Annotated in this window: 13 protein-coding genes; 4 read left to right on the top strand and 9 right to left on the bottom strand. The window is 51.7% G+C overall.

Annotated elements, in window-relative coordinates:
* Window positions 1–9: 9 nt before the first annotated feature.
* The 4 genes from lptA (at window position 10) to ABJN86_RS00055 (ending at window position 2,590) form a co-directional block, all read left to right on the top strand.
* On the top strand, window positions 10–519 hold the full coding sequence (gene lptA / locus ABJN86_RS00040) for a lipopolysaccharide transport periplasmic protein LptA (RefSeq protein WP_348362930.1): 510 nt from the start codon (window positions 10–12) through the stop codon (window positions 517–519).
* Entirely contained in the window at window positions 519–1,280 is a 762-nt protein-coding gene (gene lptB / locus ABJN86_RS00045) for an LPS export ABC transporter ATP-binding protein (RefSeq protein WP_348362928.1), read from the top strand. Before lptA ends, lptB begins: the two co-directional genes overlap by 1 nt.
* 235 nt (window positions 1,281–1,515) lie before the next feature.
* A complete protein-coding gene (gene raiA / locus ABJN86_RS00050; protein ID WP_348362927.1) occupies window positions 1,516–2,088 on the top strand; it encodes a ribosome-associated translation inhibitor RaiA in 573 nt (190 codons plus the stop codon).
* A 37-nt stretch (window positions 2,089–2,125) separates the two neighbouring features.
* Complete coding sequence (locus ABJN86_RS00055) at window positions 2,126–2,590, top strand: PTS sugar transporter subunit IIA (RefSeq protein ID WP_348362925.1); 465 nt, start codon at window positions 2,126–2,128, stop codon at window positions 2,588–2,590.
* Here the strand turns inward: ABJN86_RS00055 and ABJN86_RS00060 are convergent.
* From ABJN86_RS00060 to cysQ, 9 genes are all read right to left on the bottom strand, one after another.
* Window positions 2,587–4,017 carry a nodulation protein NodH gene (locus tag ABJN86_RS00060; protein ID WP_348362923.1) on the bottom strand — a complete coding sequence of 477 codons (1,431 nt, stop codon included), beginning with the start codon at window positions 4,015–4,017 and terminating at the stop codon, window positions 2,587–2,589. The two genes, ABJN86_RS00055 and ABJN86_RS00060, sit on opposite strands and share 4 nt — an antisense overlap.
* A gap of 3 nt (window positions 4,018–4,020) precedes the next feature.
* On the bottom strand, window positions 4,021–5,715 hold the full coding sequence (locus ABJN86_RS00065; RefSeq protein ID WP_348377736.1) for a beta-1,6-N-acetylglucosaminyltransferase: 1,695 nt from the start codon (window positions 5,713–5,715) through the stop codon (window positions 4,021–4,023).
* Window positions 5,712–6,722 carry a glycosyltransferase family 2 protein gene (locus tag ABJN86_RS00070; protein WP_348362920.1) on the bottom strand — a complete coding sequence of 337 codons (1,011 nt, stop codon included), beginning with the start codon at window positions 6,720–6,722 and terminating at the stop codon, window positions 5,712–5,714. The genes ABJN86_RS00065 and ABJN86_RS00070 overlap by 4 nt, the downstream gene beginning before the upstream one ends.
* A gap of 25 nt (window positions 6,723–6,747) precedes the next feature.
* Window positions 6,748–7,947: a glycosyltransferase gene (locus ABJN86_RS00075; RefSeq protein WP_348362918.1), complete on the bottom strand. Its 1,200-nt coding sequence runs from the start codon at window positions 7,945–7,947 to the stop codon at window positions 6,748–6,750.
* Between the two features lie 16 nt (window positions 7,948–7,963).
* Complete coding sequence (gene galE, locus ABJN86_RS00080) at window positions 7,964–8,947, bottom strand: UDP-glucose 4-epimerase GalE (protein WP_348362917.1); 984 nt, start codon at window positions 8,945–8,947, stop codon at window positions 7,964–7,966.
* 18 nt (window positions 8,948–8,965) lie between these two features.
* Window positions 8,966–9,856, bottom strand: coding sequence for a UTP--glucose-1-phosphate uridylyltransferase GalU (gene galU, locus ABJN86_RS00085; RefSeq protein WP_348362915.1), 891 nt, complete (start codon window positions 9,854–9,856; stop codon window positions 8,966–8,968).
* A gap of 111 nt (window positions 9,857–9,967) precedes the next feature.
* Window positions 9,968–11,176: a glycosyltransferase gene (locus tag ABJN86_RS00090; RefSeq protein ID WP_348362914.1), complete on the bottom strand. Its 1,209-nt coding sequence runs from the start codon at window positions 11,174–11,176 to the stop codon at window positions 9,968–9,970.
* Window positions 11,173–11,973 carry a manno-octulosonate cytidylyltransferase gene (locus ABJN86_RS00095; protein WP_348362912.1) on the bottom strand — a complete coding sequence of 267 codons (801 nt, stop codon included), beginning with the start codon at window positions 11,971–11,973 and terminating at the stop codon, window positions 11,173–11,175. Before ABJN86_RS00095 ends, ABJN86_RS00090 begins: the two co-directional genes overlap by 4 nt.
* On the bottom strand, window positions 11,973–12,770 hold the full coding sequence (gene cysQ, locus ABJN86_RS00100) for a 3'(2'),5'-bisphosphate nucleotidase CysQ (protein ID WP_348362911.1): 798 nt from the start codon (window positions 12,768–12,770) through the stop codon (window positions 11,973–11,975). Before cysQ ends, ABJN86_RS00095 begins: the two co-directional genes overlap by 1 nt.
* Window positions 12,771–12,890 lie beyond the last annotated feature (120 nt).

Here is a 12,890-nt window from a genome sequence, read left to right on the forward strand (position 1 = left end):
AGGGTGATAATGACTGTTTTTTCCAAAATTGCTGCCGCAGCAGCACTGGCCCTTCTCGTTATTTCAGGCACGGCACATGCCCAAGGGGCATCCGTTGCCTTTGGCGGCTTGCAACATGATGCCAGTTTACCGGTAGAAATCACGGCTGATGAGCTGACCGTCGATCAAGCGTCTGGAAGCGCCGTCTTTATCGGCAATGTCGTTGCAGGGCAGGGCGAAATGCGCCTCAGCGCGGGCCGCGTTCAGGTGCAATATGCAACTGAAAACGGTCAAGCCACGGGCCGTATCGATCAGCTGGTCGCGACGGGGAATGTCACGTTGGTAAATGGTGCGGAAGCCGCCGAGGCTGAAAAGGCTGTCTATTCGGTGGCTGGCGCAGAGATCGTCATGACTGGTAATGTGATACTAACCCAGGGCCAAAATGCACTGTCCGGTGAAAAGCTGACAGTTGATCTTAACACTGGATCAGGACGGATGTCGGGTCGAGTGCGCACAATTTTCCAAACTGGCGGCAACTAATGGCCGATACACCCGATCTTAGCGTTCAGGACGGATCTTCCGGTCTGAAGGTTCTAGGGCTTCGCAAAAACTACAAACGACGCCCCGTTATCCGCGACGTGTCAATGGAATTGGCTCGTGGCGAAGTTGTAGCGCTTCTGGGGCCAAATGGTTCGGGCAAAACTACATGCTTCTACTCCATTGCAGGCTTGGTAACTCCTGAAGCTGGGACCGTCACAATTGACGGACGTGATGTGACCCTGCTTCCCATGTATCGACGCGCCAAGCTTGGTATCGGTTACCTTCCGCAAGAGATGTCCATCTTTCGCGGCCTGAGCGTTGAAGACAACATTCTCGCGATTCTTGAAATCTCGATCAAAAGCCGCACCAAACGCAGAGAACGGCTTGAAGAGCTGCTAAACGAATTCTCGATCGGCCACTTGCGTCGTGCTCCCGCTTTATCCCTATCCGGCGGGGAACGCCGCCGCGCTGAAATTGCCCGATGCCTAGCTGCTGATCCCAAATATTTACTGCTTGATGAGCCGTTTGCCGGTGTTGATCCAATTGCTGTTGGCGAAATCCGTGGCTTGGTTTCAGACCTTAAAAAGCGGGGTATTGGGGTGTTGATCACGGATCATAACGTCCGTGAAACTCTGGAAATCGTTGATCGCGCGTACATCCTTCACGACGGCCACGTCTTGATGAGTGGTACGACGGAAGAAGTCGTAAAAGACGAAAACGTGCGCCGCGTTTACCTAGGCCAAAACTTCCGTATCAGCTGAATTTTGCGCAATCTGGCGAGACTTCTTATCAAATTGATTGACACCTACCCCTCTGCCGTCGCCAAATAGGGTCAATGAGTGTTCGACAGCCCCAGGCTTTGGTCTTGCCCAGCGCAAACCTCGAATTGGAAACGTCCCGAATTTTCGGGCGGCACCAGACGCTCAGTCCAAATCCGGCTAGATTTCCCTACAATATTTGGTCGGTGATTTCCCAAAATACAAACAAGGAGACGCCATGCGTTACCAGATCACGGGCAAACAAATTGACATCGGTGAAGCGCTTCAAACTCACGTCAAATCGGAGTTAGGAAGCGTTCTTGAGAAATATGCGGGACGACCAACGGATGCGACCGTCATTTTCTCCAAAAGCGCGCACGAATATGTCTGCGAAGTGATCGTGCATCTAAGCACTGGCCTTACGACTCAGGCTCGCGGCCACAACACCGAAATCTACGCTGCCCTCGATCAATGTCTCGAAAAAATGGACAAGCAGCTAAGGCGCTATAAGCGGCGACTGAAGGACCATCATAAGGAACGGTCACAACCAGTTGAACTTTCGGGCGCTTCCTCCTATATCCTTGCCGCAAGCGAAGGGTCGGAAGACTCGGAGCCAGAAAATTTGCAGCCGATTATCGTTGCAGAGATGGAGACCAATATCCCTTCGCTATCGGTTGGGGAAGCCGTTATGCAGATGGAAATTGCTGGTGCACCTGTGCTAGTGTTTCGCAATGAGGGAAATAAGAACGTCAACGTCGTGTATACACGCGAGGATGGAAATATAGGCTGGATTGACCCCTCAAGCAGCTAAGTAGGCCGACAAACCGGCCATGTTCAGAGAGCGGGCTATGCAGATCTCGGAAATCCTGCCGCAAGATGCGGTAAAGACGGTATCAACTGTCACCAGTAAGAAGCGCCTGTTTCAGGCAATCTCTGAGCTGGCGTTTTCTGCACATGGCATTCCTGCCGACTTGGCTTTTGAAGCTTTGTTAGAACGCGAATCCCTTGGCCCGACAGGTGTGGGCCATGGGGTTGCTTTGCCCCATGCACGCATCAAAGACCTAGATAGCGTCGTAGCCGTATTTTTGCGCGTCGAGCGTCCACTGGACTTTGATTCCGCTGATCGTCATCCGGTAGATCTGTTCTTCGCACTCTTCGCGCCAGAATCTGCAGGCGTCGATCACCTCAAAGCGCTGGCATTGGTGTCACGAACCATGCGCAACTCTGATATTTGCACGAAATTGCGCGCCAATACTGACGCAATTGCGCTGCACGCGATCCTAACCGAAGAACAGGAATCGAAGGCTGCTTAGCCTTCACTCCAATCCCCAAATCCAAAGCTGATATAATCTTTGCGGTAAGCGGCCTTAGCCAGCTTTTCCAGCTCGCGATCGTAGATATCCCCTAGCGAAAATGGGCCCACCTCAGGCTCGCTTTGCATTTCGCCGGCTTCTATACCCATGGCCAAAGCCGGCCCATTCAAACCTTCGTTCAGCTCGTCTTCACGCAAGATTATATCGGGCAAGACAACGCCGGAAGCGCCTTGAAGTAAGGCAGATTGGGTCGCCCACACCGCATCAATTCGAATGCTAGATTGGCCAGCCAAGTTACCTTTGAGAAACTCTAGGAACTTGCCAAACGCCTCGCGATGATCCGTTTTCGTATAGCCACTCAAGTCGCCTTGTCCTGGTACACTCACACCATATTTGTTGCGCATCACTTTACGCGGATCGGAAAACTTGTCGTCCCGCTTGGGCAGAATGTATTTGCAGAAGACCCTGTGTGCTCGCTCCAACGGATGACGAATAACTGTAAAGCTCCGATGACCAGGGTTCGCTCGCTTCCACTGACGCAGCTTTTTTTGTGAGAGCTTGGTTTGTAAGTCCTCAATTTTGCAGTCGTCCAACTCCGCCAACCAATCCAACACGCAGTCACTGGGCGCAGCCGCGACAGGAATGAACAACAACGGCGATTCCGCCGCTAAATAGAAACCCGGCACTCCGGGCCCGCGACGTGGCTCAAAGTTAGGGGTATCGGACAACCCAAAGTGATCAATATTCGCAAGGTCTTTCACCATCTGATCGTAGTTGGTGACCTTTTCTTCCAACCCGCTCGGGTTTTGCTTTTTGACGCTGTTTGGTGTGTTGTCGATCTGGTCGTCAGACCCGATAAAGCGCGCCATTCCATTTAAAACATCTACGTCCCCGATGTCCTCATAGGCAACGTAAAAGCCCGTTTGACCCGACACCTGCATACCTTTCAATATCTCGAGCTGAAACGCCTTCTTCGCGGCGAGGTGCAGCTCGAACTCTTCACGATCAAACGCCACAGTAGCGCTGCGGCGTTGCTTCACATCAGACAGTTTCCACTGGCCTGTTTGCCCAGCAATTTTCAACGAGACATAGCTGTCCAATGGATTTCTGGTCAGTATAATTTTGGCGCACTTGGGGTCTTTTAAAACATGCTCCATCACACGAGGATCATGGTCATTGAAGAACCTGAACCCCGGCAAACCATCGGAGTTTTCCTTCATCCGTTCGATCAACATCAGCGGCGAAATCTCGCGCTGTGCTTTGTCCACGCCAAACAACTCATCCTTGTTGTGGTGGCCAACAAAATGCGGGTTATAGGCTTCCCCATAGCATTGCAGATCAGAGTACTCGTTTAAGCTGGCCTCCAGAAAGTTCGATCCGGTGCGCATTTCCGCGAAGACAACAAAATACTCAAACTGTTTGCTCATATTCTATTTCACCAAATAAGGGCGACCACCTTGAGGTTTATCGCCATTTTCTTGAATAACTGGGAAGTCGCCCATCAAATGCGGGCTCATGCCTTGGTTCTTAAGGTTCTGCAAAAACTGTCCAAAGCCGGTAAGATCGGCCATCACTGGAACTTCCGATAAGCGCCGCTGCCCAATGCCACCGATATCATCAAGGATTGTCTGCAGGTTCTCCATCGGGTTTTCAATAAACTCAGCAAGGCTCCAGATACGAACCTGTGCTTTTGTCTTACCCAATTTTAATATCTCCAAATGCGCCGCTTCAACTCTTTGAAGGTGGGCAGCCACCTTTCGAAGCTCGGAGAAATCTTGGTTTGAGTGGAACAGTGGAATCGCCCAAGCGCCGGAAATTATAGAAATATTAGCGTTCCGGTCCGCCGCGAGAAGGTCAGTGATCTCCTGACGATCGGACGGGCCAAACTGAAAGCTCTGATGCTCTCCGCGTGTGTTCCAAATTAGGTTGGTTAAAAAACCGCTAGGATTGTAATCGCGCAGCGCAGCGCTATCGCTCAAGGCACCATTGTACACATCGTCATCGCCAGCAAAATGCACACGGTCTTTGGCGAACAGGTTTCCGTGCACACGATTGCCGGTTCGCCGGGCGATCCACCCCTCAAAATCGTCAAAGAGGTATGCGAAGCCCTCGAACACAGAATATCGCCCACTTGTCTTACCGTTTTCCCAACCATCGTTCGGATAACGGCCTTGCATATACAGCCCCGCACGTCCGCGCGTACGCCGCTCGGTGGCGCGACTAAACAAGCGGTCAATCTTAAGGGGATTAGGTTCGGCCATATCCTGCGCACGAGACGCAGGGGCGATAAACTCCCGATACAAACGTTCGGCTTTCGGCCAAATTTTGCGCGCAACAAAGCAATCGGACCGCCGCAAAAGCTGTAAGTGGTCATCATAAAAGACGTGTGGCTTCCCCTGAAAGTCAAACTTCGACAAAGTTAAAGAGCGGCTTTCGATCTGAGTAGAATAGAGCCTACACAGGCTTTGGAAGTAGCTTTCATCCGGAATCCAGACCCGCTTGAAGTAGGTGTCAAACTCATCCCGGCGCGGGTCTTGCAAAATTGCCGACAGTGTTTGTCTCGTCAGGCACCACCATTGGGAACCAAGGTGTGGGGTCAGCCCTGCTGGAATTCGCCGCGTCGTCTTTAAGCGTCGTTGTAAATCAACATATCCGTCGAAAAGGCGGCGGTGCCGTTTCCAGGAGAACGGGAAACGAAGGGTGAAGCGTTCCTGATCCAAGCCACCAACTGTCCAATCAACCTCGTCAGTGGTGACGGATTCGATAAAATCTGTGCGAGGCCGCTCATCAAGATAGGATTGGATTTCCTCAACGGGCCGAAGCGGCATACAGGACCCACTGGACAGATAAACATGACGTACATCTGGAAACGCTTTCAACATCTGTTCACACGCCGATTGCGTCGCGCCAACAATTGACCAATTGCCCCATTCGCACAAATGACGTTCCGAAAACTGAATGTTTTCTAGATCGGCCAAACGGCTTTGGAAATACTCGTAATCACTGTCATCCACACGCTTATCAACGTGAATTACGACAGGCTTCCCATGTTCAGACCAATGCCGCGCAACTTGAGCAGCGCGGCCCAATGCATCATGAACCAACATGACGAATCCGACACTCATGCCCAGTTCCCCTTAGACATAAGCCCCAGGATTTCCAACTGGCGCCAGTTGATGTACTTTTCAGACCACTTGCACCACAGGTCTGGGTCCTCGGAAAGTCCGGTATGATAGGCTTTGTATTCGTGGCTGTTCGCGAAATGCTCTTTGCGTTGCAGCTCCTCGGACGACTTGGAGGTAAAGGTGTCCAAAAACTTAGCGTGCAGCAGGCACCCAGAGGTCTTTTCCCCGCCCCATTCGTCATAAACTAGGTTCAAACCACGCGGCAAAAGCATATGCGTAGAGCTGACGAAAGAATAACTGCGGTCCCAACGTACGAGAGGCACTTTGTTCAGCGCTGGTGCCCGCTCCGGCCTGTCGGCAAAGAATGCGCGCGCCCTTGGTCCACCTTGAATCCAAAGGTTCCCGTATTGGTTGTTCTTCTTGATCGAGTAGTTTCCGCTATCAAACCAATGAAGATGCTCAAAGGGATCAGCCCCCGCTTCATACTTCACAGAGTCGATGGGCCCTTTGGGGTACATGTCCAGTATGAGCGTCCCGAAGGATTTAACAGAAGACGCATCAAGCCAATCCGTTAGCGCCCTTATCGGTCGCGTATCGCAGAACGGGTAAACAAAGAACTCATCTACATCGAGGACAAGCGACCAATGACCGTGACCATATTTGCGCAGCAGCCAGTTGACCCAGTCCACGCCAAACCGGGAACGCTTGTAGCTACTGTCAGTTTCGAACAGCGAAACATCCGGCTGATTGGCGAGATACTCTCCGGTACCGTCGTCGGATCCATTGTCGACAAACACGAAATGATCGACCCCCATCTCGCGATAGTACTTTAGGAAATAGGGAAGGCGTACGACCTCATTGCGGAGCGTACAAAAAACAATGATATCAGAAGGTGCGATTTGCGCAGTGCGGTCTTTAACGGACGCAAGTTCCCTTCGCTTGCGAACTGCTCGCATGCGCCAACGCTTCCGCTCCATACGAAGCCGATATGAATTAAGGGCACCCATATTGTGTTACCTCTATTCACGCTGATTACAGTAGCTTCGTCACCGCCGTGTTAACGGCATCAAAGTGTTCCGACCACGTCGGTACTCTCGGTTTCTTAGCCATGTTCGCGTGAACGAGGTCTTTCTGCCTCTGCTCTGCCTGCTCAAGTATTATTTTTTTCCAAAGGTATCTATCTTGCAAGCCTGCGTAAACGGGGTAGTCACCCAACACTTCGCGGTGAATGGCAAGATCGCCACAGATCACCGTCACACCCAATTGAGCAGCTTCAATTGATGGCAGACCAAAGCCTTCGGCAAAGGACGGATATAGCAAGCCGTGCGACCCTGCGAGGAGAGTGCGCAAGCTGACATCATCCAAATCATTTTGCTCACGCAACCAAGGAGCACCACGTAAGTCATCAAGCCGTTTGAAAAGCTCTTCGTTCTTCCAGCCACGCCGGCCGACAATATGTAAATTCGGCAATTCAGAAGGAGACATTTCTGCTTCCAGCTCCGACCAAATATCCAGTAGGAGTGCATGATTTTTTCGAGGCTCTATGGTTCCAACAGTCACAAAATAGGGTCTATTCTTGCCCAATCTTTTGTTTTTATGTGATACTTGGTCAACGCCTAGTAGCGAAACCACGTAATTCGGATGGCGACCCCAATCACTGAAGTAATGCTCCACTCGGCCGCAAGTATCAGCTGAGTTTGCAATAATCAGATCGCTGTTTTCAGCCACCTGTTCCATCTTTCGCTCAAATGTTTGCACGGTGCCGTCACGTTGAAATTTTGGCCAATCAAGGGGAATCATGTCGTGAACAAGCGTCACGATTTTTATCCCCAGATCCTTCATACCACTCAGCGTTACCTGTGATAAATTTGAATGGCCCGTGTTCAAATACACCCCATCAGTGAACGGCATCGCGGGTAGCGAACGTCGGCCTGACCGCGAAATGGCATGCCTCCGGAGCTCAGATTCCGCCGCACCCCTAATTTTCGCGAGTTTCAAACTTAGCTTCGCGCGCAGATCACGGCGCCCCCAAGGCCCGCCTTCCAACAGTCTTGTCCGGAACGCCACAGCACCTGCGCGATCCAGCAGGACATACCCGCCAGTAATCCGAGCCAAACAAAACAGTTGGGCTTCATCACCGGACAGGCACCAATTAAGATAGGCCAACTCCACTCGGTCGACGCCAGTAAGCGGCCCGCGCCCAACACGAGACACAAGGCGCGTGATGTCCAAGATCGCAGGAAAATTCCTACTTGTTGTAATGACCTGATTGGTGCCAACGCCATGCATCCGTGATCATCGCCTCCAATGTTGATCGTGTAGGCATCCAGCCAAGCTCGGACACCGCGCGATCACTACCTGAAACCAGCTTTGTGCAATCTCCTGCACGGCGGGCACCCTCTATGATAGGGACCTCTTTATTGGTCACCGAACGACTATGATCGACTACATCCCGAACGGAAAAGCCAGTACCTGTACCAAGGTTAAAAACCGCCGGGTCATGGCCATCAAGAAGCCATTGAACGCCCCTAACGTGAGCCTCAACTAGATCCATCACATGAACATAGTCACGAATGCAGGTCCCGTCAGGGGTATCATAATCGGTGCCATAAACAGTCAACGCATCCCGTTTGCCGTCGATGGCGTCCAACATCAGTGGGATAAGATGGGTCTCGGGTTGGTGAAACTCACCGACCTCTCCATCGGGATCAGCGCCCGCCACGTTGAAATAGCGAAAAATAACATGCCGCATCCCATGACTTTGCTCAAAATTGCGCAGGATGTCTTCTACGGCACGTTTAGATGCTCCGTATGCGTTGATTGGGTGCTGATCCGTGTCTTCCGACAAAGTTACCCCATCTTGATCACCGTAGGTCGCGCAAGTCGATGAGAAGACAAAATTTTGACACCCCGCCGCAGAAGCCGCCTCAACAAGATTCAAGGAACCGCCTACATTGTTACGCCAGTAAAGCCCCGGATCACTCACAGATTCGCCAACTTGGCTAAGGGCCGCAAAATGCATAACCGCAACGGGGGCGTATTGAGCAAACACCTCATCAATTCGGGCGCGGTCCAAAAGGTCGCCCTGCTCAAAAGGACCAAACTTAACCGCGTCCTGCCAGCCCGTAGACAAGTTATCGTAAGTTATGGGGGTAAAGCCGGCTGCGGCCAGCACCTTACAAGCGTGGGAGCCAATGTAGCCTGCCCCACCTGTAACCAGCACGTTTGCCATAAAGCCCGTCCTTTTAGTTTACACCGATTGCTGTGCGGTTTTCATGTCATCTAGATAGGTCGCAAGTTCATCGCGCAGTTCTGGCCGCGCAAGCCCAAAGGCAACCGTAGCCTGCAAATACCCTGCTTTAGAGCCGCAATCAAACCTTTGACCACTAAACCGATACCCATAGACATCACGGTCTTCGTTGATCTCATTCGCGATAGCGTCTGTCAGCTGGATTTCACCACCAGCGCCCTTCTTGATTTGATTAAGACTTTGCAAAACCTTGGGCGTAAGAATGTACCTGCCGATAACAGCAAGATTTGACGGCGCTTTATCTACTTCAGGCTTCTCGACCATGCCCCGCACAGAGACCATCGCACCCAAGTCTTCCTTCACATCAAGCACGCCATATGCTGATGCCTTCTCAAGTGGGACTTCCATAGCCGCAACCATGCAGCCACCGGTTTCCTGATACGCTTCGGTCATTTGTTGGAGGCACGGTTTTTCAGCCGCGATCACGTCATCCGGCAAGATAACCGCGAAAGGCTCATTCCCGATAAGGCGACGCGCGCACCAAACAGCATGACCAAGACCCAGCGCCTTATGTTGGCGAATGTAAGCGATGGCACCGCTATCCATGTTAGTATTTTTCAGGGTCGAAAGAAGCTCTTTCTTACCCTTTTTACGAAGAGAGTTTTCAAGTTCAGGAGCGTGATCAAAGTAGTCTTCAAGCGCGCCTTTGCCGCGAGAGGTCACAAAGATAAACTCTTTAATCCCAGCGGCACGGGCCTCATCGATTGCGTATTGAATCAAAGGTCTGTCGACCAAAGTCATAATCTCTTTCGGGATCGATTTCGTAGCTGGAAGAAATCGAGTTCCTAAACCAGCAACCGGAAATACTGCCTTCGTTACCTTACGCTTCATACCCTGCACCTTGTCTTTTTTTTACCGTACTGATTCGAGAAACCCTTGACCACACGCACACACATCAGCCAACGAAACTGTGACCAAAATAGCCGATATATCTCTACCAGCTCATCTCGTTCTTTTAAGTTGTTTTTGCTCTTCCGCTACGCGCGTTGAGTGCCGATACCACGACCAGAATGCCTGTCCACGGGTAGATTTTCCGAATATTCCCCCCGATTGCACCCAATACCCGTCGGAATGAAAGTAACGTTTGTGAAACAAGGCTGTAACACTCAGGACAATTGCCGTGCAGGGGAATCCTTGATCCGCAAGCTCCTTTGCTCGTTCATATACTCTACGCCTAGATAGCCATCGACCCGAAACAAAGCGATGTGCCTTTGCAGCCCCATCCAGTTGGTACACATTAAACTCGGGAGCAGGAGCCCAATCACGTGCAGGCAACTCTACACGTGATCTTCCATCTTCAATTCCAAGCTCCAAATCGGCTTGCAATCGACCAACATCCGAAGGCTCAATCAACCCCCCGATCAGCGCACTCTCCAATCTATGTTTCTGTTCTTTGCGCAGCACATCCAACTCGTGCTCTGGTCGCCCATTCTTCTTCCCAAAATAGGACTGGCTTGCGCCAATCTGGAACAACGACTTTGGACGCCTGTCTTGTCCTCTCATGCTAGAAGCGGCGTAACCATGCTGCACCTCAGCCAATGGGACAATTGCAGTGCGCCAACCGGCTCGGGTTAAACGAATATTTAGATCGGTTTCGTCGAGGTAAAAGTGGTAGTTTTCATCAAATCCAGAAAGCTCAACGAGAGCCTCACGGCGAAATGCGCAGTTGGTACCTTGCGTTTTAATTGCCTTGTTAGGGTCGATCTGAGGCACCGTAGTTTCTGTGACATCTACTAAGTGCGAACGACCATCTGAGGTTATCTCCTCCGCCTGCCACTGAAAACTAATACCGTTTCGGCCTCGTACAAATCCCCCCGACGCGCCAACGCTTTGATCCTCAAACGGCGCGATCAAATGCTGCAACCAAGTGGGTTCCGCAATTGCATCATCATCAATAAATGCAACCACCTCACCTGACGAAATCTCGATGCCAATGTTACGCGCTTTAGAAATGTTGGCTTCACCGCAGACAGCGTGCTTAACCCGATCAATTGGCACCAAGTCTGCTATTTCTTGAGAGGTCTTGGTGTCGGTCACCAAAACAACCTCAAAGCGACCATAGGTTTGGTAGTCAAGCGCCCGAACACACCTGCGCAATTCCTCCGGTCGGTGACGGCTTACAACAACCACACTGACCAAAGGTCGGTTCATGGGTGACCCATCTCCGACAGCATCGCCTCAAGTCGAGGAACATCTTCGGGGTTGTTCAGCTCCCAGAACTGGCGACCCCTCGCCTCAACCTCAACGCACAAAACTTGGCCATTATTTTCAAGAAAGCGCAACTGCTCCAAGCCTTCCAGCTTTTCCAGCGGGCCTATAGGCCATGTCGCATAGGCACGAAGGGCGTCCGGTCTATAGGCATAAACACCGACGTGGTGAAAAACAGGAGTTTCAGAGTTATCGGAGTAGGTATTTGAGGTGAACGGAATAACTTCCTTAGAAAAGTACAACGCTGACATATCTTGTGAAAACACGGCCGTGGTGCCGCCAACACGCCCATTTTTCCGATCTTCCAAGAAGCCGTTCAAAGCCCGCCCATCACATCGCAGTACCGGAGTGGCACAGGCCGCATTCGGCGCGCCGCGCAGGCCAGCGACCAACTCCTCTACAAACCAAGATGGCGTCAAGGGAGCATCACCTTGCAGGTTTACCACAATCTCTGGCTCATCTCCCAGCGCAGGAAGCGCGTCTGCACAACGCTCGGTTCCGTTGAAGCAATCAGAAGACGTCATGACCACCTCCGCTCCAAAGGCCTCAGACGCAGCCTTGATCCGATCATCATCCGTCGCCACGACCACACGATCTACACCGGAAACCGATTTCGCCGCATTCCAAGAACGCTCGATCAGGCTCTTCGCGTCGCCAGTAGCCCCTCGTAACTCTACAAGGGGTTTCCCAGGATAGCGGGTGGAGGCGTAGCGAGCGGGTATGACGATAGTGACTGACATTACGCAGGCTTCAGATCAACGCCAGGGGCGTAAGCAATAAAGAACGGGTTTTCATAGATCGGCTTCCCGTAAGTCAAAGGTGAGTGATCATCAAAACGCACAACGGCACCGCCAGCACCGTTAAGAACCGCATGGCCTGCGGCCGTGTCCCATTCCATCGTGCGACCCAAGCGTGGGTATAAATCAGCCTCACCTGCGGCGACCAAACAGAATTTCAGAGACGATCCAGCGCCCGTCATATCCGTCGTGTTGTACTTAGAGATATAATCGTCGGTCGCCTGATCACGGTGAGACTTTGAGGCGACAACAACCAAAGCGTCATTGTCGGGAGTTTTGACGCCAATGGGGTTTGTTAGACCTTGTTTCTTGCGGTCAAACGGACCTTGCTCTTCAACGGTTTTACCGTCGGCGCCTGTGTAAAACATACGGCCTTTCGCGGGCGCGTAAACCACACCGCGAATAGGCTTACCATTCTCGACATAAGCAATATTCACTGTGAAATCACCACGGCGTTTGATGAATTCCTTGGTGCCATCCAGAGGGTCCACAATAATAAAGTTCGCAGCGCTTTCAGCATGTGTGGAGGACTGTTCTTCGGTGACCAGCAGGACGTCAGGGAAAGCAGCGCGGATACCGGCAGAAATCAACGCGTCAGCAGCTTCGTCAGCGGCGGTGACTGGGCTATCATCTGATTTTGCACGCACATCGAAGTCGTCAGCGTCGTAAATCTCCATGATCTTATCGCCAGCCTCCAATGCTAGCTCACGAAACACCGTTGCCATCTTGTTATAGTCCACAGCCGCTCTCCTGCCGGTTAATTGATTTCATTCTTTGGCCTTCTTATGCTTGCTTGGTAACGGATCGGCAAGTTTTCTGACATCTAAGGATCAGGACAGCGCCCGTAAGCAAAGCAGGTT

Source organism: Litoreibacter sp. (assembly GCF_039974535.1).
GTDB lineage: Bacteria > Pseudomonadota > Alphaproteobacteria > Rhodobacterales > Rhodobacteraceae > Litoreibacter.